Origin of the sequence: Streptomyces glomeratus, assembly GCF_021462825.1 — a bacterium.
Taxonomy (GTDB): Bacteria; Actinomycetota; Actinomycetes; order Streptomycetales; family Streptomycetaceae; genus Streptomyces; species Streptomyces glomeratus.
The window spans coordinates 38,007-58,749 of the sequence record NZ_JAKEEB010000026.1; the positions used below are offsets into that span (position 1 = coordinate 38,007).

The 20,743-nt window shown below is 72.1% G+C and carries 14 protein-coding genes; 7 read left to right on the forward strand and 7 right to left on the reverse strand.

Annotated features, from left to right (window positions below; translation table 11 throughout):
• The first annotated feature begins 9 nt into the window (after positions 1-9).
• Together LZ604_RS25370 and LZ604_RS25375 are read left to right on the forward strand one after the other, a co-directional pair.
• Positions 10-1,467, forward strand: coding sequence for an NCS2 family permease (locus tag LZ604_RS25370; protein ID WP_234517781.1), 1,458 nt, complete (start codon positions 10-12; stop codon positions 1,465-1,467).
• Between the two features lie 44 nt (positions 1,468-1,511).
• Positions 1,512-2,663, forward strand: a complete 1,152-nt coding sequence (locus tag LZ604_RS25375; RefSeq protein WP_234517782.1) for an XdhC family protein — start codon at positions 1,512-1,514, stop codon at positions 2,661-2,663.
• A gap of 3 nt (positions 2,664-2,666) precedes the next feature.
• Here the strand turns inward: LZ604_RS25375 and eccCb are convergent, their stop codons facing one another.
• The 4 genes from eccCb to LZ604_RS25395 all read right to left on the reverse strand — a co-directional run bounded on the left by eccCb (position 2,667) and on the right by LZ604_RS25395 (position 9,265).
• Positions 2,667-6,989 (reverse strand): type VII secretion protein EccCb, encoded by a 4,323-nt coding sequence (eccCb, locus tag LZ604_RS25380; RefSeq protein WP_234517783.1) that lies wholly within the window; start codon positions 6,987-6,989, stop codon positions 2,667-2,669.
• Positions 6,952-7,419 (reverse strand): hypothetical protein, encoded by a 468-nt coding sequence (locus tag LZ604_RS25385; RefSeq protein ID WP_234517784.1) that lies wholly within the window; start codon positions 7,417-7,419, stop codon positions 6,952-6,954. Before LZ604_RS25385 ends, eccCb begins: the two co-directional genes overlap by 38 nt.
• Before the next feature lie 177 nt (positions 7,420-7,596).
• A complete protein-coding gene (locus tag LZ604_RS25390; protein WP_234517785.1) occupies positions 7,597-8,064 on the reverse strand; it encodes an SRPBCC family protein in 468 nt (155 codons plus the stop codon).
• 40 nt (positions 8,065-8,104) lie between these two features.
• A complete protein-coding gene (locus LZ604_RS25395) occupies positions 8,105-9,265 on the reverse strand; it encodes a magnesium and cobalt transport protein CorA (protein ID WP_234517786.1) in 1,161 nt (386 codons plus the stop codon).
• A gap of 553 nt (positions 9,266-9,818) precedes the next feature.
• On the opposite strand from LZ604_RS25395, the gene LZ604_RS25400 reads away from it, so the two are divergent.
• The 3 genes from LZ604_RS25400 to dmpI are packed head-to-tail and all read left to right on the forward strand — an operon-like array spanning position 9,819 to position 12,215.
• Complete coding sequence (locus LZ604_RS25400; RefSeq protein WP_234517787.1) at positions 9,819-10,994, forward strand: winged helix DNA-binding domain-containing protein; 1,176 nt, start codon at positions 9,819-9,821, stop codon at positions 10,992-10,994.
• Positions 10,995-11,019: 25 nt separating this feature from the next.
• The gene (locus tag LZ604_RS25405; RefSeq protein WP_234517788.1) at positions 11,020-11,925 is read left to right on the forward strand and encodes a LysR family transcriptional regulator; all 906 of its coding nucleotides are present in this window, start codon (positions 11,020-11,022) and stop codon (positions 11,923-11,925) included.
• A 50-nt stretch (positions 11,926-11,975) separates the two neighbouring features.
• Entirely contained in the window at positions 11,976-12,215 is a 240-nt protein-coding gene (dmpI, locus tag LZ604_RS25410) for a 4-oxalocrotonate tautomerase DmpI (RefSeq protein ID WP_267971824.1), read from the forward strand.
• Between the two features lie 159 nt (positions 12,216-12,374).
• On the opposite strand, the gene LZ604_RS25415 is transcribed toward dmpI, so the two are convergent.
• The 3 genes from LZ604_RS25415 to LZ604_RS25425 all read right to left on the reverse strand — a co-directional run bounded on the left by LZ604_RS25415 (position 12,375) and on the right by LZ604_RS25425 (position 17,289).
• On the reverse strand, positions 12,375-13,166 hold the full coding sequence (locus LZ604_RS25415; protein WP_234517790.1) for a S1 family peptidase: 792 nt from the start codon (positions 13,164-13,166) through the stop codon (positions 12,375-12,377).
• 248 nt (positions 13,167-13,414) lie between these two features.
• Positions 13,415-16,225, reverse strand: coding sequence for an ATP-binding protein (locus LZ604_RS25420; protein ID WP_234517791.1), 2,811 nt, complete (start codon positions 16,223-16,225; stop codon positions 13,415-13,417).
• 227 nt (positions 16,226-16,452) lie between these two features.
• Positions 16,453-17,289 (reverse strand): helix-turn-helix transcriptional regulator, encoded by an 837-nt coding sequence (locus LZ604_RS25425; protein ID WP_234517792.1) that lies wholly within the window; start codon positions 17,287-17,289, stop codon positions 16,453-16,455.
• 102 nt (positions 17,290-17,391) lie between these two features.
• Between LZ604_RS25425 and LZ604_RS25430 the strand changes: the two genes are divergently transcribed.
• Positions 17,392-19,071: an AMP-binding protein gene (locus LZ604_RS25430; RefSeq protein WP_234517793.1), complete on the forward strand. Its 1,680-nt coding sequence runs from the start codon at positions 17,392-17,394 to the stop codon at positions 19,069-19,071.
• Positions 19,068-20,681 (forward strand): AMP-binding protein, encoded by a 1,614-nt coding sequence (locus LZ604_RS25435; RefSeq protein WP_234517794.1) that lies wholly within the window; start codon positions 19,068-19,070, stop codon positions 20,679-20,681. Before LZ604_RS25430 ends, LZ604_RS25435 begins: the two co-directional genes overlap by 4 nt.
• The last annotated feature ends 62 nt before the right edge of the window (positions 20,682-20,743 follow it).

Here is a 20,743-nt window from a genome sequence, read left to right on the forward strand (position 1 = left end):
GATGGCACCATGACCCAGCAATCAGTGCAGCCCAGGACCACCGCCGAGGACGCGGGCGCGGGAGCCCGCGTCCCGGCCGGCCGGTCCTGGCTCGACCGGTACTTCCACATATCCCGGCGCGGATCCAGCGTCGCGCGCGAGGTGCGCGGCGGCGTCACCACCTTCATGGCGATGGCGTACATCCTGCTGCTCAACCCCCTGATCCTGTCCGGCCGCGACGCGGCGGGGGACACCCTCGGCCGGCAGGCCCTGATCACCGCGACCGCGTTCGCGGCTGCCCTGACCACCCTGCTGATGGGTTTCGTCGGCAAGGTGCCGCTCGCCCTCGCCGCCGGCCTCTCCGTCTCCGGCGTCCTGTCCTCCCAGGTCGCCCCGCAGATGACCTGGCCGCAGGCCATGGGCATGTGCGTGCTGTACGGCGTGGTCATCATGCTGCTGGTCGTCACCGGCCTCCGTGAGATGATCATGAATGCGATTCCGCTCGCGCTCAAGCACGGCATCACCATGGGCATCGGCCTGTTCATCGCCCTCATCGGCCTGTACAAGTCCGGATTCGTCCATCAGGGCAAGGCCACCCCGCTCAGCCTGGGCCCGGCGGGACAGCTCACCGGCTGGCCCGTGCTTCTCTTCGCCGGCACCCTGCTGCTGATCTTCATGCTCCAGGCCCGCAACGTGCCCGGCGCCATCCTCATCGGCATCGTCAGCGGCACGGTCGTGGCCGCGCTGCTCAACGCCGCCGGGGTCATCAAGGCCGGGGCGTGGGCGGCCGGGCCCCCCGAGCTGCACGGCAGCGCGGTCTCGATGCCCGACTTCTCGCTCTTCGGGCACGTCGCCTTCGGCGGCTGGGACAAGGTCGGCGCGATGACCGTCGGCATGATCGTGTTCACCCTCGTTCTCGCCGGCTTCTTCGACGCGATGGCCACGATCATCGGGGTGGGCACCGAGGCCGGTCTGGCCGACGACAAGGGCCGGATGCCGGGTCTGTCCAAGGCCCTGTTCATCGACGGCGCGGGCGGAGCGATCGGCGGTGTGGCGGGCGGCTCCGGCCAGACCGTGTTCATCGAGTCCGCCACCGGTGTCGGCGAGGGCGCCCGCACGGGCCTCGCCTCGGTCGTCACCGGGCTGTTCTTCACGGCCTGTCTCTTCTTCACCCCGCTGACGGCGATCGTCCCGCAGGAGGTGGCCTCGGCCGCTCTGGTGGTCATCGGTGCGATGATGCTGATGAACGCCCGTCATGTGGACTGGAGCGACCGCGCCACCGCGATCCCGGTCTTCCTGACCGTGGTCCTCATGCCGTTCACGTACACCATCACCACCGGTGTCGCCGCAGGGGTGATCGCGTATACCGCCATCAAGACAGCCCAGGGCAAGGCCCGCGAGATCGGCGCCTTCATGTGGGGCCTGACCGTGATCTTCCTGGTCTACCTCGCTCTCCACCCGATCGAGCACTGGCTGGGCGTCCGCTAGAGACCCCGGTCCCGTCCTTCCCACAGCGCCAAGGAGACCGACAGATGCTGGACATCGCCGACGAGCTGCACCGGTGGGCCGAGCAGGGACGCGACTTCGCCGTCGCCACGGTGGTGGCGGTCGGCGGCAGCGCCCCCCGCCAGCCCGGCGCCGCCCTCGCGGTGGACGCCGAGGGCACGGCGATCGGTTCGGTCTCCGGCGGCTGTGTGGAAGGCGCGGTCTACGAGCTGTGCCGGCAGGCGCTCCAGGACGGCGCAACCGTCTCGGAGCGGTTCGGGTACAGCGACGAGGACGCCTTCGCCGTGGGTCTCACCTGCGGCGGCGTCATCGACGTCCTCGTTACCCCGGTCCGGGCGGCCGATCCCGCCCGGCCGGTGGTGGCGTCCGCGCTGGCCCAAGCGGCCTCCGGCTCCGCCGCGGCGCTGGCACGGATCGTGACGGGCCCGTCGGAGCTGCTCGGGCGCGCGCTGCTGGCACGTCCCGACGGCGGGTACGAGGGCGGCTTCGGCGCCCACCCTGAGCTGGACCGGACGGTGGCGGCCGAGGCGGGCGCCTTCCTCGACGTGGGCCGCACCGGCACCCTCGAGATCGGAGAGCAGGGCTCACACTGCGGAGCACCGCTCACGGTCCTGATCGAATCGTCCGTCCCGCCGCCTCGCATGATCGTGTTCGGCGCGATCGACTTCGCCTCCGCGCTGGTCCGCGTGGGCAAGTTCCTCGGCTACCACGTCACGGTCTGCGACGCGCGCCCGGTCTTCACCACCCGCGCCCGCTTCCCGGAGGCCGACGAGATCGTCGTGGAGTGGCCGCACCGGTACCTGGAGCGCACCCGGGTCGACGCGCGCACCGTCCTGTGCGTCCTGACCCACGACGCCAAGTTCGACGTACCCCTGCTCAAGCTGGCGCTGCGCCTGCCGGTGGCGTACGTCGGCGCGATGGGCTCCCGCCGCACCCACCTGGACCGCAGCGAACGCCTGCGCGCGGTCGGCGTCACCGAGCTGGAACTGGCCCGGCTGAGGTCACCCATCGGCCTCGACCTCGGCGCCCGTACGCCCGAGGAGACGGCCCTGTCCATCGCCTCGGAGATCGTCGCGGCCCGCCGCGGCGGCAGCGGCGCCTCCCTCACCGGAGCCCACACCCCGATCCACCATGATGCGTCCCGGGTGACGCCGAGGCGGATCGGGTCGGTGGCCTGAGCGTCAGGTGCGCAGCGGGGGAAGGCAGGCCAGTTGCACCCCGCGCGCGGCGCCGCGCAGCACCAGGGTTCCGCGCCCCGGCGGCCGGCGGCTCGGCTTTACACGTCCCAGCAGCGGCCCCTCGGAGGGATCGCCGGACAGCACGACCCCCTGCGGCCCGAGGTCGTTCATCTGCTGCAGAAACGGCTCGTACGACGCCCGGACGGCTCCCTGTGCACTGCGCGCCAGCAGCACGCGCAGCCCCAGGTCGCGGGCGAGGGGAAGGTACTCCATCAGCGGCAGGAGCGGGTTGCCGCTCCGGCCGGCGATCAGGTCGTAGTCGTCGATGAGCAGATAGGCGTCGGGGCCCGTGTACCAGCTGCGGTCGCGCAGCTGCTCCGGTGTCACATCCGGCCCGGGCACCCGGGCCGCGAGCGCCTCGCTGAGCTGCTCCGCCATGTCGGCGACCTGCCGCCCGGTGGCGCAGTAGGTCAGCAGGTGGTCCTCGGGAACCGCGCCGAGCAGGCCCCGCCGGTAGTCGACCAGGATCAGCCTCGCCTGGACCGGCGTGTAGCGACGGCAGATCTGATGCGCCAGCATGCGCAGCAGCGAGGTCTTGCCGGACTCGGTCTCGCCGAAGGCGACGAACAGCGGGTCCTTCTCGAAGTCGATCAGGGCGGGTGAGAGGTCGGTGTCGTCGATCCCTACGGCGACGGCATGGCCGGGGAGCTTGCCGGGCTCCGGCAGTTCGTCGACGGTCACCAGCTCGGGCAGCGTGCGTACCGGCGGGGCGGGCGGCCCCGACCAGTGCTCGCGCACCTTCTGCACCAGCCGGGTCGTCGCGCTCTCCAGTGACTCGCCCTCGATGACGTCGTCGAGTCTCGGCAGCGCGGTCAGCAGGTGCAGCCCGTCCCGGGACAGCCCGCGCCCCGGCATCCCCAGCGGCACGAGCGCGGCCTGCCGGCGGTCGATGTCGGACTCCGCCGGGTCGCCGAGCCGCAGCTCGAACCCGTCGCCCAGGCAGTCGCGCAGCGCGGGGCGGACCTCCGCGTTACCCCGGGCGGCGCTGATCAGCAGATGCACTCCGACATCCGTGCCCCGCAGGGCGATGGCCATGACGGACGGTTCGAGAGTCTCGAAGTCGTTCCGCACGGTCCCCCAGCCGTCGATCACCAGGAACACATCACCCCAGGGCTGCTCCGGCCACTCACCGGCCGCACGGCGTTCCCGGTATTCGGCGACCGACTCGATCCGGTGTTCGTGGAAGAACCGTTCGCGCTCGTCGAGGACGCGCAGCACGTCGGCGACGGTGCGCCTGACACGCTCCGGGTTCAGCCGGGAGGACACGCCGCCCACATGCGGCAGCCCGGCCAGCGCCTCCAGTCGGCCGCCGCCGAAGTCCAGGCAGTAGAACTGCACTTCGGTGGGGGTGTGCGTGAGGGCGAACGAGAGGAGGAGGGTGGCCAGGGCGGTCGACTTACCGGACTGGCGCCCGCCGAAGACGAGGGCATGACCGGTGTTCCGGAAGTTCAGGGCCAGCACGTCCCGTCGTTGCTGGAACGGCCGGTCGACCAGGGCGAACGGGGCGCTGAGAGGCTCGGCCGGCCGTGGGAGCTGCAGGCCGCGGTCCGGGACGACCTCCGGTGCGCGGCCGAACAGAGTCCCCAGCGTGGGAGATTCGGTCAGGGGCGGCAGCCAGATCCGGTGGGCGGCGGGCCCGGTGGCCGACAACTGCGTGACGACGGCCTCCAGCAGCGACGCCGAGCCGTCGACGTCGTCCGCGCCCGTGCCCGCGACCGGGCCTGACACGTACGCGGCCTTGAAACGGACCGGCAGACCCGTCCCGCCGTCCCTCAGGAACCCGGTCCCCGGCTCCGGTGGCAGGTGGTGGGCGTCGGGACTGCCCAGCGCCGCCCGGGAGTCGGTGGCGGACGAGGTGCGCAGCGCGATGCGATACGACAGATAAGTGTCAAGCCCGCGCAGCTTTCCTTCCTCCAGCCGCTGTGAGGCCAGCAGCAGGTGGACGCCCAGCGATCGGCCCAGACGGGCGACGGTCACGAGCAGTTCGACGACATCCGGTACCGCATCGAGGAGTTCGACGAACTCGTCGATCACCACGAGGAGCGCCGGGAGCGGTGGCAGGTCGGGCCGGGTGGTGGCGCGCTGCCGGTCGTAGTCGTAGGCGCTGGACATGCCGTGCGACCGCAGCAGTTCCTGGCGCCGGTTCAGTTCACCGCTGAGGACGTCGCGCATCCGCGCCACGAGCAGCAGATCGCCTGCCAGGCCGGTGATCGCGCCCGCTATGTGGGGCAGCTCCGTCAGGCCCGCGAACGTGCTGCTTCCCTTGAAGTCCGCCAGGACGAACGACAGTTCCTCAGCGGAGTGCCGCAGGGCGAGGCCGAGCACGATCGTGCGCAGCAGTTCCGACTTGCCGGAGCCGGGCGCCCCGACGCACAGGCCGTGCGGCCCCATACCCTCCTGTGCCGCCTCCTTGAGGTCGAGCAGCACGGTCTCGCCCGCCTCGCCCACCGCGAAGGGCACCGTCAGCCGTTCCCGGGGGGATCGCCGGTCGCGCAGTGACGGCACGTCCAGCGCGGTCGGGTTGCCGATGCCGAACAGCCGGAGGAAGGACTCGCCCGACGCGCCGGTGCGGGACTGCGCGAGGAGCCGCGACGGACCCGCGCGCAGGTTGCTCCACCCCTGCCGCACCAGTTCCGCCGTCTCCGTCAGCGACTCCCGTGCCGACACGGGCCCGGTGCCGTCGTCGAAGCGCGGCACAGCCACCCGGAAGCGTCTGCGGCGGCACAGTGCCCAGCCGACCGCGATCCCCGACGCCAGAGCCGCGTCGACATGGGACTCCTCGGGTGCGTCGAGGGCGAGTTCCAGCCGCGTCCCCAAAAGGCCCAGCAGGTCCGCCGAGAAGTCGCTCCAGCGGCGCGCCGTGACCAGCAGGTGGACACCGTAGTTCAGGCCCGTGTTGGCCAGCCGGTGCACCGTGTCGGCGAAGTCCGGGAACTCCCAGCAGAAGTCGAGCCAGCCGTCGACGACGAGGAAGACATCGCTGGCGGCCCCCGCCTCGACGCGGTCGGTGGTGCGCAGCGCGCGGAACGCCTCGATGGAGTCGATGTCGAGGTTGCGGAACAGCGTGCGCCGGGTGGACAGGACGGCCTTGACCGCGGTGAGGGCGGCTTCGACCGCGTCGTGCTCGTGCGGCGCGGCGATCGTGCGCACATGCGGCAGCGAGCGCAGTACCCCGAGCCGGTTGACCGCCCCCTCCAGCAGGTAGAACTCGGCCTCGCGCGGCGTGTGGGTCAGGCCCAGCGACATGATCAGTGAACGCAGCAGGGTGGTCTTGCCGCTGCCCAGCTTGCCGACGACCGCGGCGTTGCCGTCCCTGCTGGAGAAGTCGACGCACATCAGGTCGTCCACGGCGCCGTTCTCCAGCCGCCCGATGGGCGCGACGAGCCGCGAGGCGCCCTCCCAGGTGTCACAGATGAAGCCGCGGTCCACGGTGTCCACGGGGGTCGGCAGCAGCGAGCCGAGTGCGAGTTCCTCGGCCACCGCGGCCCGGGCGGCGGGCCCCGCGGCCGGGTCGATCCACGGCGCGTAGGCCAGGGGGACGTTTCCCTCGCACTGTCCGGACTTGGTGGGGGTCTGTTCCGGCCCCGCCTGGTTGACCACCGTGTCGTGGACGTAGGTGTACAGCTCCTCCGGGGTGATCACCCCGTCCCGGTTCAGGTCCGCGAGGCCCGTGTTCAGCCCCTCGATCACGGCGGCAGTGAACCGGGGCGCCGACAGGCTGTTGTCCAGTGTCAACTGGTCGCCGTCGTAGGCGTATTCCAGCGCCGTCGACGCGGTGATGACGAAGGTGCCCCGGCCGGCGAGCGCGGCCTCCACGTCCACGTGAGCGGGGGACAGCGGCGCCCCGCGGTGGAAGAGGCCGCTGTAACAGCAGTCCAGCAGCACGATCTTGGTACGGGCCTCGCACTCGTCGAGGAGATGGTGGATGAAGGAGGCCGGAATGGCGGTGGCGTGCGGGCGCCTCAGCTGTGTGCCCAGGGTCGCGAAGAACAGCCGGTCGGCGTCGTTGCGGACGCCGTGACAGGCGAAGTAGAGCAGCACCAAATCGTCGGGCGACCGGTCGCTGAGGACGTCCTCGACGGCCGCCTCGATCTCGTGCTTGGGCCGGTTCAGCAGCTCCCGTACGAGGTCGAAGCGCCCGATCGCGGAGTCCCGCAGCAGCGCCCCCAGCTCGGTTGCGCCCCGGGCCGGGGCCCTGAGCTGGTTGAGACCCGGGTCCTGATAGCCGTCAGTCGCGACCAGCAGCGCGATCCGGCGTCCCGCCATCGCCAACCCCCGGTTCGCCACTGGTCTCCCGGTCCGCGACGGCGGCGGACCCGGCGCCGATCCGGGCGGTGACCGCCTCGACCAGCGCATGGTGGTCCTCGGCGGACAGGGCGCCGAACGACCCCTTGGTACCGTCGATCTCCCACTCGACCGAACGCGCCTTCGATCGCTGGAGGAAGGCCACGACGACGTTGCTCACGGCCCTGACCGTGGCGGCGGAGAAGGCGCCGCTGAGGACGAGCACCGCAAGGTCGTGTCCCGGGCCTGCCATCGAGCCCGCAGGCGGCGGCACCGTCCCGCGTGCGACACGGAGGACGCCGAGGGTCTTCAGGTCGCTGTGCAGCAGCCGCACCTGACGGTCCGTCTGCTCGGCCGTGGCCCCCGGCCCGGAGTCGATCCGCAGTTCCAGCCGCGGGCTCTCCTCGTGCACGGTGTCCCCTTCCCCAGGTGTCCGTAACGTCGGCGCGCACTGTGATCGTATCGGCAACACAAGGGCACGGACGCGACTTCGCACGAGGCGTGTGGGGCGAACCGAGCTATCCGGGTACCGACATCGCCCTGGGCGTCAGACGGGTCTGCCTCCTTCGGGGTCGACCCGTCGGCTCGGTCATGGGGGTGGACTGTGGGGGCGGCCACTGACACCAGGGTCCGGATCCGGCCGCAGCAGCCCGTCCACCGCCCGCCCGAACATCCGCCGGGCCAGCCACCCGAGCGGTGGGTCGAAGAGCCCCGGCAGACGGCGTACGGCCAGCTCCTCCCGCCACACCACGCGCGCGTGCCGGTCCCCGTGCGGGTGCACCTCGACCTCCGCCCACCCGGTGACGAGACCACCCCGCTTGGCCAGGCGGCACCACGTCGGAGGCCGCCAGCCGACCACTTCCATCGGGTCGTCGAAGGTGAGCGGTCCCACCCCGGTACGGGCCACGAACACCGTGCCCACGTCCGTCGGCCCAGGCGTCAGCACCGTGACCCGGGTCAGCGGCACCACGTCGCCGTGGCGGGGCCAGTCCGTGAGCCGCGTCCAGGCCTGCTCGACGGGCAACGGGACGACGCGTTCGAGGCGGAAGAGGACCACGGGGGGATGGTACGCGGTTGATGCACCGGTTTGTGACGACTCAGAGCCAGTCCCGCCGCTTGAAGATGACGTACAGGCTGGTGCAGACGACCGCCATCAGCACGATCGCAAAGGGGTATCCGAACACCCAGTGCAACTCCGGCATGTGCGAGAAGTTCATGCCGTAGATCGTCCCGACCAGTGTCGGGGCGAACAGAATGGCCGCCCACGACGAGATCTTCTTGATCTCCTCGTTCTGTTCGAAGCCGGCCTCCGCCAACGCCCGCATCTCGGCGTTCTGTTGCTGGGTGACGAGTGTCGCGTTGACGGTCAGGATGTCCGCCAGGGCCTGGCGGAAGCCGTCGACGCGTTCGCTGGTGTGGGTGACGTGGTCCGCGACGTCACGCAGATAACGCTGGAGCTCCTCGTCCGTCCCGTACTTCGCGAAGCCCGCCATCAGGCCGTGCAGCATGCCCACCAGGGGGCGGGTGGCGCGCTGGAACTCCACCATCTCGCGGGACAGTTCGTAGATACGGCGGGAGACCTCCGGGTCGCCGCGGAAGACCTCGGTCTCGATCTCGTCGATGTCGTTCTGCACGCCGTTGACCACGGGGGCGTACCCGTCCACGACCGCGTCCAGGATCGCGTACAGCACCGCCTCGGGGCCCAGCTTCAGCAGCTCGGGCGACTCCTCCATGCGGTGACGGACGGCCGACAGGTCCGGGGCCGCGCCATGGCGGACCGTGATCACGAAGTCCGGGCCCACGAACACATGCAGCTCGCCGAAGTCGACCTCCTCCGGTGCGTCCAGATAGCGGGCGGCGCGCAGCACGACGAACAGGGTGTCGCCGTACCGCTCCAGCTTCGGCCGCTGGTGCGCCTCCAGGGCGTCCTCCACCGCGAGCGGGTGCAGGTCGAACTCGGCTGCCAGGGAGAGCAGTTCCGACTCGGTGGGGCGGGCCAGCCCGATCCACGCCATGCCGTCGGGGTCCTCGCGCAGCTCGCGGAAGGTGTCGGCGAGCGAGGCGGGGGAGGAGATACGCACGCCGTCCCGGTACAGCGCCGCCTGGACGATGCTGCCCGTCTCCGGGGGCTCCTGGGGTGCCGGGTCGGGCCGGGGCGCCGGTGGGTTCGGGGGCGGCACCGTCGCCTGCACCAGGGCGCGGCGCCATGCCGGCTTGCGGCCGTTGCCGGCGGCGGGGCGGGCACGGCGCTCGGCCATCGCGGCTGCCTCCCGTATCGAACGTACGTCTGTCGATCCCGCAGGATATAGGGCGATACTACCTTTTTCTACAAGAAGCCAGGTCAGGGTCCGTGTCGACTGATCCACGACGCGCCGGCCGGGAAACGCCCGGTCCAGGAATCCGACCCCATGTCGGGCTCGTGCGGTCCGTCGACCGGGCCGCCGCACCCGTCGACCGCGTCATCCAGCCTGTCACCTGCCCTGAGGGTGAGGTGAGAACCGGTCGCATTCCCGCCCGCCCAGCCTACGGCAGAGGCTTCCGGCAGGCTGAGCTTGCCGAGCGCGTCGAAGCCCTCGGCCGTACCCCTCCCCAACCCCCACGGTTCGTCCACCTTCTGCGCAAGCTCGGCCTGTTTCCGGGGGACGTCGGGGAGCGAATCGGCCTCGCGAGCCGCTCGCAGCAATTCGCAGGGCAGACGGTCGCCCTGACCTGGTTCGCTCGGCTTCGGCTGACGGCGATCTCACCGACCCCGTGAGGCGGGGTCACCCTTGCGGACGGAAACCGACCGCAAGCGGGGCTAGCGTGCATGCCATGACGAAGACGAGCCGCGCGCCACGGACGGCAGCCGGAAGGGGGGCCACGGCCCCCGGGCCCCGCAACGCGTCCCCGGGGGAGGCCGCGGCCCCCGTCCTCCACCCCCGTGCCCTCAACCGGGCCACCCTCGCCCGTCAGCTCCTGCTCCGCCGGTCGCCGCTGTCCGCGAAGGCCGCCGTGACCCACCTCCTCGGGCTCCAGGCGCAGAACGTCCAGCCCCCTTACTTCGCGCTCGCCGCCCGACTGGAGGGCTTCGCCCCCGAGCACCTCTCGGTGCTCATGGCGGACCGCGAGGTCGTTCGCATCGTCACCCTGCGCTCCACCCTTCACACCCACACCGCCGACGACTGCCTGTCCCTGCGTCCCCTGGTCCAGCCCGCCCGCGACCGAGAGCTCGGCCTCTTCCGCACGGGTCTGGCCGGCGTCGACCTGGACCGCCTCACCGCGCTCGCCCGCGACCTCGTCGAGGCCGAGCCCCGCACCATGAAGCAGCTGCGCGAGGCGCTGCTCGCCGAGTGGCCGCACGCCGACCCGGGGGCACTCGCCGTCGCCGCCCGCTGCCGGCTTCCACTGGTCCAGGTCACCCCGCGCGGCCTGTGGGGCAGGAGCGGCCAGGTCGCGCTCACCACCGCCGAGCACTGGCTCGGCCGCGCCGCCGAGCCGGCCCAGGCGCCGGAGGGGACCGTGCTGCGGTACCTCGCGGCCTTCGGACCGGCGTCCGTCAAGGACATGCAGACCTGGGCCGGCCTGACCCGGCTGAAGGACGCCTTCGAACGTCTCCGCCCCCGGCTCCTCGCCTTCCGCGACCACAACGGCGTCGAACTCTTCGACCTCCCCGACGCCCCCCGGCCCGACCCGGACACCCCCGTGCCGCCACGGTTCCTGCCCGAGTACGACAATCTGCTGCTCTCCCACGCGGACCGCAGCCGGGTCGTGCCCGACGGCCTCAAGGGCCGCAGCCGGCAGGGCAACCAGGCGCACCGCACGCTTCTCGTCGACGGTTTCCTGGCGGGCGTGTGGACGCTGGAGGAGGGCGCGCTCGTGATCGAGCCCTTCGGCATGCTCGGCAAGGCGCAACGGCAGGAGGTGACCGCCGAGGGCGAGCGGATGCTCGCGGTCATGTATCCCAAGGCCGCCCATGACATCCGGTTCGGGACCGTCGTACGACGGTGACGGCCGGCCGCCTACAGTCGGGGCCATGGAACTGCGGCAGCTCGGCTATTTCGTGACCGTCGCCGAGGAACTGCACTTCGGGCGCGCGGCCGGGAAGCTGCATATCGTGCAGTCCGCGGTCAGCCAGCAGATCCGGCGGCTGGAGCGGGAGCTGGGCGCCGAGCTGTTCGACCGCTCGCCCCGGCATGTACGGCTGACCGCGGCGGGCGAGCGGCTGCTGCCCGAGGCCCGGGCGGTGCTCGCCGCCGCCGACCGGGCCCGCGCGGCGGTCCTGCCCCCGGCCGGGCTGCGGCTCGGCACCAGCACCGGGCTGGGCGCCCATCTGGACCGTGTCCTCGCGGCCTTCGCACGGCGTAGGCCGGAGGTGCCCGTCGAGCTGGTGTCGCTCCCGGCGGCGCAGCGCCTGGCGCGGGTCGCGGACGGCCGCCTGGACGCGGCGTTCGTCCGGGCCGCGGAGCCGGTGCCCGGGGTGCGGGTGCTGCCCCTGTGGCAGGACCCGCTGGTGGCCGCCCTGCCCGCCGGGCACCCCCTGGCCACCCGGGCGGAGATCCCGCTCGACGAGCTGGCCGGGCTGCGCCTGAGCATCACCCCACGCGCCGCCAACCCGGCCTTGGTCGACCTGGTGCTCGGCGCCTGCCGGGCGGCCGGGTTCGAACCGCTGCCCGGTCCGGTGTCCGGCTCGCTCCATGACACCCTCGCCGTCATCGGCGCGATCTCCCAGCCTCCCGCCTCCGCCCGAGCGGGGGAGACCCCCATCCTGTGGACGGTCGTGTACGCCTCCCACGCGCGCGTGCTGCATGTGCCGCGCGTGGCCTTCGTGCCCTTCCGGGAACCGGGCCTCGCCCTGCCGACCGGGCTCGCCGTCCGTGCGTCGGCCCCGCCGCCGTACCTGGACGAGCTGGTGTCCGCCTGCGGCGATCACCAGAACTGATCGCTGCGCGCTCGGCTTGCTCCTTGGTCGCGGGCGTCGCGGGCCGTTGACTGAATCCGTCACCGCCGGGCGGCCGCAAGGGCCGCCGCGCACAGAGGAGTTCAGTCATGCCCATCGTCACCATCCAGCAGGGTCCCCGCGACGTCGCGCTCAAGCGGGACCTCGTCCGGCGGGTCACCGACGCCTTCGTCGACGCGTACGGCGTCCCGGCCGAGACCGTCCAGGTGTGGATCCACGAGGTGCCGGCGGACAGTTGGGGCGCCGCGGGGAAGCTGACCGCCGACAAGTAGCGCGTACACGTAGCGCGACAAGTGGCACAGCGAGCGTGGGCCGGGCCCGGTGGCCCGGCCCACGCCGGAGGGTTGGAAAGGGGGCGTTGCGGGCCGCTCGTGGAGGCTCGCAACGCCCCCCGGTCATCTACCTGAGGGGTACTCAGGAAGATTTCGGGGCTAGGAGTTGACCTGAGCGGTCACCAGGGCCGAGAAGGTGGTCAGCCGGGTGTAGACACCCGGGTAACCCGCCTCGGCGCAGCCGTTGCCCCAGGAAGTGATCCCTGCCAGGACGCCCCCGATGAGCAGGGGACCGCCGCTGTCGCCCTGGCAGGTGTCGACGCCGCCGGAGGTGTATCCGGCGCAAACCATGTCGGACTTGACGAAGTCCGAACCGTAGGAACTCTTGCAGCCGGCGTCCGCCACGATCGGAACGGTGGCGGAGCGCAGCTGGTCGGAGGAGTTGCCGCTCTCGGAGGTGGCGCCCCACCCGACTATCCGCGCGGTGGTGCCGGCCGCGTACACACTCGTCTGGGAGGACGAGACGTAGGAGGCCGCCGTGTACGGCATCGAGGTCGACAGGGTCAGCACGGCCACGTCGTCGCCGTTGGTGGCGTCCGTGTAGTCCGGGTCGACCCAGATCTTGCTGACCTTGCTGACCGTGCCGTTCGTGCCGTTGAGGTAGGTGCGGCCGCCGACCACGCGGACGCTGCGGGTGGTCTCGCCGGCCATGCAGTGCGCGGCCGTGACGACCTTCCTGGCCGCGACCAGGGTGCCGCCGCAGAACTGGTTACCGGAGGCGTCCGTGATCTGCATCATGAACGGGTACGCGGTCGTCGTGGTCGTCGTGCCGCCGACGATCGGCTGGGGCGCGGCGACCGCGGCGGTGGCGCCGAGCAGCGCGGTCGTGGTGACGGCGGTGGTCGCCAGGGCGGCGGCGACGGACCGTCTTGCGCGGTTGAGCCCGAACATGGGTCTCCTCAGGGGTTGCCGGTGGGGTTCGCGCGGGTGGGCGGTGCACGTCGGCGCCGGCCCTTCCCGTTCGAGTGGACGTCGAGCGGAGCGGGAACCGACCCCGGTGTGCCCGGCGAGCGGCACGCCTTTACGCTAGAAGCCGGGCCGGTCTCCTCCCAATGAGGGAACCCCCTAAGGGAGTTGGGCAGGGAAAACCCTCGGTCTGCGCGCGTAAACCGGTGCCACGGTACGTAGGCCGAATCCGGTCAGGCCGTGCGGTGCCCCGCCGCCAGCCGTACGATGTCCACCCGGGACCGGATGCCCAGCTTGCGGTACACCCTGGTGAGAGTGGCCTCCACGGTCTTCACGCTGATGAACAGACGGGCCGCGATCTCACGGTTGGTCGCGCCCTCCATGACCAGCGCGGCCACCTGCCGTTCCGTCGCGGCCAGGGTGTCCAGGGCCGCCGCGGCCAGGGGCGGCTGGGCGGCTCCCGTGACCGCGGCCGTCTCCACCTGGCGCAGCCACGGCATCGCGCGGCAGCGGCGGAAGAGCCGCGCCGCCTCGTCGTACGGCGTGGGACCGGGCTTCTGGGCGCGCAGACCTGCCAGCGCATATGCGGCCCGCGCCTCTTCCAGCCCGTACCCCAGTCCGGCCAGGCGTTCCTGAGCCGACGTCAACTGGCGTTCGGCCGCGCCGACTTCCCCGCGTGTGGTCCGCACCAGCGCCTCGGCCCGGTCCAGTACCGCCAGCACGCTCTCCCGTCCGAGCCGCAGCGCACGGGCGCGGGTGGCGTCGATGACGTCCTGTGCCTCGGCCGGCTCCCCGATGCGTACCAGCGCTTCCGCGAGGTCGCCGTGCCAGCGGCCCCGGGCCGGATCGGTGACCCCGAGTCCCTCCTCCAACTCCCGGACCCGGCGCAGCGATCCCACCGTCCCCGCCGCGTCCCCGGCCACCAGCTGGGCGTGTCCCAGCGCGGCCAGCGCCCGCGACAGATACAGCACGTCGCCGTCCTCCTCGGCCCGTCCCACCGCCTCCCGGGCCAGCGTCAGCGCCCGCTCCACCTCACCGCCCGCGGCCTCCGCGAGCGAGGTGAGCATGGCGCTCGCCGCCTCTCCGATGCCGGTGTCACGGGCGAGCCGCAGGCTCTCGCGCGCCAGGTCGAGGGCCCGGCCGCAGTGCCCGGCGCGCAGTTCGGTCTCGGCGAGCCCGCGCAGGAAGTGCACCTCGGCCTCGACCATCCCGCGCCGCCGCACCTCGCGCAGCAGACCGCTGATCGTCTTGCGAGCCTCGGCCAGCTGGTCGCTCATGATCAGCCAGCGGAACCGTGCGGAAGCCGCGCCGTTGTGGTCGCACGCCACCCGCGGGTCCTGCGGCTCCTTCAGCGCCCGCTTGATGGTCGCGGGGGCGTCCGGATGCCCCATCAGGGTCTCGGCCTGCGCCTGGAAGGCCAGCGCCAGCAGCTCGTTGCGCCGGTCACCGGCCCGCGCCGCGAGATCCGCGGCGAGCGCCCCCTCCTCCCGGGCCCGGTCGAAGTCGCCCTCCACGAGCAGCGCCCGCCAGGCGAGCTGATAGTGCACGAGGGCGAGCAGCCGTGGGTCGTCGCCCGCGTCCGAGAGCGCCTGCGGGAAGACGGCGTCGACCTCGGCCATCGCGTGTCCGGCGGCGTCGATCACGACCATCCACGCCCGTACCCGGTCCGCCGGTTCGGCCGCCTGCGCCAGCACCTCGTGGGCGATGTCCCGCGCGAAGTCCGTCTCCCCCGCCGTCAGCGCGTCCTCGGCCGCCTGGAGCCGCCGTTCGTCCGCGCCCGGCGCCGCACCCGCCGGGGTGTGCCGGGCCGCGAGCAGCCCCAGTTCCGCCGCCACCGACGGCGCGCCCCGGTCCCGGGCGGCGGCCGCGGCCTCACCGAGCCGTCCGGCCACCTCGGGGTCGGTACCTGTGCTGGCGAGCGCGAGATGCCGGGCCCGCTCGATCGGGTCGGAGGCCGCCGTCGACAGGGCCGCGTGCGCGGCCCGCCGCTCCTGGGCGCTCGCCTGCGCGTACAGCGCGGCCGATATCAGCGGATGCGCGAAACGTACGCCGGGCGCGTCCCGCTCCGTCACCAGCAGCCCCAGCGCCGCGGCCTGCGCGGTCTCCGCCTCCGCGTTCTGCCGCCCCGCGGCGCGCAGCAGGGCCACCGTGGGCCGCGCCCCGGCGCTCGCCACGAGCAGGGTGCGGCGGGCCTCCGCAGGCAGTGCCTCCAGCCGGTTGAGCACCAGCGCACGCAGCGAGGTGGGCACCGGGAGCGGCTCACCGGGACTGGGGGGTGTGGTGCTCTCGAACAGGGCGCGGCCGAGCTCCAGCGCGAACAGCGGGTTCCCGCCGCTGGTGCGGTGGATGTCCCGGACGGTGGAGCGGGGCAGGCCGGTGTAGCCGCGGTGGTCGAGGAGTTCGGCGACCTGGGTGCGGGCGAGCGGGCCGACCCGGACCGCGAGGGTGTCCGGCGGGGCCGCGGCCAGATAGCGGTCGTGCTCCTGACCCTGCGGCTCGGTCTGCGTGCGCACCGCGCACAGCATCTGCACGGGCGTACCGCCCAGGCGCCGCGCGGCGAAGCCGAGGAGTTCGGTACTGGCGGGGTCCAGCCACTGGAGGTCGTCGGCGACGATCAGCACGGGGCCGCGGGCGGCGAGCGCGCGCAGGGTGGACAGCACCGCGAGCCGCAGCGCCAGACCGTCCCGTTGCAGGCTGGACTCGCCGCGGCCGGTGAGCGCGGACTCCAGGGCGGTGCGCTGCGGGGCGGGCAGCCGGTCGGCGACCTCGTCCACGACGAGGCCGAGCAGATCCGCGAGGGCCAGGAAGGGCAGATGCGATTCGGACTCGGTCGCCGAGCAGCGCAACACGGTGCGCACCGCTTCGCCGTATTCCGCGGCCAGCGAGCGCAGGAAGGTGGACTTTCCTATTCCGGCCGGGCCGTGGACCAGCACACTTCCCCCGCCGGCCAGCTGCTCGCGCGCCCCCGCGAGCAGCTCCTCCCGGCCGATGACCACGTCGGGGCGGGGTCTGGCAGGCTCCTTGAAGTCCCGTCGCACGGTCACCGCTCCCCTCCGTGTGTCGCGTCCTGGCCAATATTAGGCAACGAGCCTTTGAATTTCGGACACGCGGCGAGGTGAGGCAAATAACAAGATGACGGCACGAGGGAATTCACCGGAGTGTCGAATGAATGGGAACCGACAATCAGTGGGTTCGCAAAATGGGCGGGTGGGTGGCAATCCGCCGGTAACCCGCGCAGAGAGTGACAGAAGGTCGTCAGACGGCACACCTCCTAGGGCAGCACGCCGGCTCGCCGGGCGGCGACCACCGCCTCCCATCGAGTATGCGCGCCCAACTTCCGCATGGCAGAGCGCAGATATCCCTTCACGGTCTCCGGGCGCAGCCCCAGCCGCTCCGCCGCCGCCGCGTTGGTGGAGCCGACCGCCACACACGACAGGACGTCCACCTCGCGCGGTGACAGTCCGACGGTGGCCGCGCGGGGCAGGGGGGAGGCCGCGCCCGCGAGACGTCCGCACACCTCGAGCAGCTCCTCCCGCAGTGCCGGGTCCCCGACCCGCTGGGCCAGCGAGCGCAGGGTGCCGTGCGCCTCGCGGACCCGCTCCCAGGCCGCACCGGACGGCCCCGCCGGTTCCCGCACGGCCGTCAGCGCCGCCCGCGCCTCGTCCCGTGCGACCAGCGCCTGCTCCACGTCGCGGGCCGCGGCCACGGCCGCGTTCAGCGTGCGGTCCCCCAGCGGCTGCGCCGTGCGCAGGGCGCCGTAGAGGACACCGCGGACCCTGCGCCGTACGACGAGCGGCACCGCGAGCACGGATCTGAGGCCCTCCGTGGCCACCGCGCCGTCGTACTCATGGCTGATCCGCCGTGAGGCCGAGTAGTCGGTCACCGCGCACGGCCGGGCCAGTGCGACCACCTTGCCGCCCAGCCCGTTGCCGGAGACGACGGCGAGCGAGCTGAGCGCCGTCGTCGTGTTGCCGCTGAGTTCGCTGATGCGGATCTGCGGCCGCCCGGACTCCACCAGGCCGCCGAAGGCGACCGGCAGTCCCGTGGCGCGCCGCAGCCGCACCAGTGCGCCACGCACCTCCACCGCCTCGGCTGCGTCAGCTGCCACGTGCCCGCCCCTTCGTCGCGGCGCACCCCCCGTTCGGGGGTGGTGAGACCTGCATCACGGATTACACGATGTTAGGTGGCTGCCCGGCAATGAGGAGGACACGTGACGGCGAACACCGACCCGACGGACGCGTTCCGGACCGCGCGGGACTTCCTGCTCGCGCACCGGGAGGACTACGCCACGGCGTACGCGGGCTTCCACTGGCCGCGTCCGGCGCATTTCAACTGGGCGCTCGACTGGTTCGACGTGATCGCCGACGGCAACGGCCGCACCGCGCTGCACATCGTCGAGGAGGACGGCCGTGAGACCCGGCTCTCCTTCCGTGAGCTGTCCGTGCACTCCGACCAGGCCGCGAACTGGCTGCGCGGACGCGGCGTCCGCGCCGAGGACCGCGTCCTCGTCATGCTGGGCAACCAGGCCGAGCTGTGGGTGACGGCGCTGGCCGCGATGAAGCTGCGCGCCGTGGTCATCCCCGCCACCCCGCTGCTCGGCGCCGCCGACCTGCGTGACCGGGTCGACCGCGGCCGGGTCCGGCATGTGATCGCCCGCGCCGAGGACACCGGCAAGTTCGACGAGGTGCCCGGTGACTACACCCGCATCGCGGTCGGCGGCGCGGGCGCGGGCTGGCAGCCGTTCGAGGACCTGTACGCCGCCCCCACGCTGTTCGCACCCGACGGCCCCACCATGGCCGACGACCCGCTGATGCTGTACTTCACCTCGGGCACCACCGCACGCCCCAAGCTGGTGGAGCACACCCATGTCTCGTACCCCGTGGGCCATCTGGCGACCATGTACTGGATCGGCCTCAAGCCCGGTGACGTCCACCTCAACATCTCCTCGCCGGGCTGGGCCAAGCACGCCTGGTCGAACCTGTTCGCCCCGTGGAACGCGGAGGCGACCGTCTTCCTCCACAACTACACGCGCTTCGACGCGGCCCGGCTGATGGCCGAGATGGACCGGGCCGGTGTGACCACCTTCTGCGCCCCGCCGACCGTGTGGCGCATGCTCATCCAGGCCGACCTCACCCAGCTGCGCACCCCGCCGCGCGAGGCGGTCGCCGCCGGTGAGCCGCTGAACCCCGAGGTCATCGAGCAGGTACGGCGGGCGTGGGGCGTGACCATCCGGGACGGCTTCGGACAGACCGAGACGGCCGTTCAGGTCTCCAACAGCCCCGGCCAGCCGCTGAAGACGAGTTCGATGGGCCGCCCGAGCCCGGGCTTCCGGATCGAACTGCTCGACCCGGTGACCGGGGCGCCGGGGGTGACCGAGGGCGAGATCGCCCTGGACCTGTCGGTCCGGCCCGTCGGCCTGATGACCGGCTACCACGGCGACGCCGACCGTACCGCGCAGGTCATGGCGGGAGGCTACTACCGCACGGGAGACATCGGTTCACGGGACGACGACGGATACATCACCTATGTCGGGCGGTCCGACGACGTCTTCAAGGCCTCCGACTACAAGATCTCCCCCTTCGAGCTGGAGAGCGCGCTCCTCGAACACGAGGCGGTGGCCGAGGCGGCCGTGGTGCCCGCGCCGGACGAGGTGCGCCTGGCCGTCCCCAAGGCGTACATCGTGCTCGCCGCGGGCTGGGAACCGGGTCCGGACACCGCCAAGGTCCTATTCGAGCACTCCCGGAACGTTCTCGCCCCCTACAAGCGCATCCGCCGCCTGGAGTTCGGCGACCTGCCCAAGACCGTCTCCGGCAAGATCCGCCGCATCGAGCTGCGCGAGGCCACGGCCGCCGGGTCCGTGAGCGAGTACCGCGAGGAGGACTTCCGATGACCGCACTGTCGTACACGCACGGGACCAGCACCACCCCGCTGCTCGGCGACACCATCGGCGCCAACCTCGACCGGGCGATCGCCGCGTATCCCGAGCGCGACGCGCTCGTGGACGTGCCCTCCGGACGCCGCTGGACCTACGCCGAGTTCGGCGCCGCCGTCGACGAGGTGGCACTCGGGCTGCTCGCCAAAGGCGTGCGCAAGGGCGACCGGGTCGGGATCTGGGCGGTCAACTGCCCCGAGTGGGTGCTGGTCCAGTACGCCACCGCCCGCATCGGCGCGATCATGGTGAACATCAACCCGGCCTACCGCGCCCACGAGCTGGAGTACGTGCTCCAGCAGTCCGGGATCTCGCTCCTGGTCGCCTCCCTCTCCCACCGGACGAGCGACTACCGGGCCCTAGTCGACCAGGTCCGCGGCCGCTGCCCCGAGTTGCGTGAGACGGTCTACATCGGCGACCCGAGCTGGGAGGCGCTCACCGCGGGCGGGGCCTCGGTCCCGCATACGGAGCCGGCCGCCGTGGCCGCCGAGTTGAGCTGCGACGACCCGGTCAACATCCAGTACACCTCGGGCACCACCGGGTTCCCCAAGGGCGCCACGCTCTCCCACCACAACATCCTCAACAACGGCTACTGGGTGGGCCGCACGATCGGCTACAGCGAGCAGGACCGGGTGTGTCTGCCCGTGCCCTTCTATCACTGCTTCGGCATGGTCATGGGAAACCTGGGAGCCACCTCGCACGGCGCCTGCATCGTGATCCCGGCGCCGTCCTTCGACCCCAGGGCGACCCTGGAGGCGGTGCAGCGGGAACAGTGCACGTCCCTGTACGGCGTACCCACGATGTTCATCGCCGAGCTGAACCTCCCCGACTTCGCGATGTTCGACCTGTCGTCCCTGCGGACCGGCATCATGGCGGGCTCGCCGTGCCCGGTGGAGGTGATGAAACGGGTCGTCGCCGAGATGCACATGGAGGAGGTGTCCATCTGCTACGGCATGACCGAGACCTCTCCGGTGTCGCTGCAGACACGGATGGACGACGACCTGGAGCACCGCACCGGAACCGTCGGACGGGTCCTGCCGCACATCGAGGTCAAGATCGTCGACCCGGCTACCGGCGTGACCCTGCCGCGTGGCGCGGCCGGTGAGCTGTGCACCCGCGGCTACAGCGTGATGCTCGGCTACTGGAACGAGCCCGCGAAGACCGCGGAGGCCGTCGACCCCGGCCGCTGGATGCACACCGGCGACCTGGCGACGATGCGCGAGGACGGCTATGTCGAGATCGTCGGCCGCATCAAGGACATGATCATCCGCGGGGGCGAGAACGTCTATCCGCGTGAGATCGAGGAGTTCCTTTACGCGCACCCGAAGATCGCCGATGTCCAGGTGGTCGGGATCCCCCACGAGCGGTACGGGGAGGAGGTCCTCGCCTGTGTGATCCCGCGCGACCCGGCCGATCCGCCGACGCTGGAGGAGCTGCGGGCGTTCTGCGCGGAACGGCTCGCGCACTACAAGATCCCGAGCAGAGTGCGGATCCTCGACTCCTTCCCCATGACCGTCTCGGGGAAGGTGCGCAAGGTGGAGCTGCGGGAGAGCTACGCGGACGGGGTGTAGGCCCGCCGACCGGTGGCAGGTGCGCGGGCCGGCCGTGGGGACGCGCACCGGCCGGGGGGAGG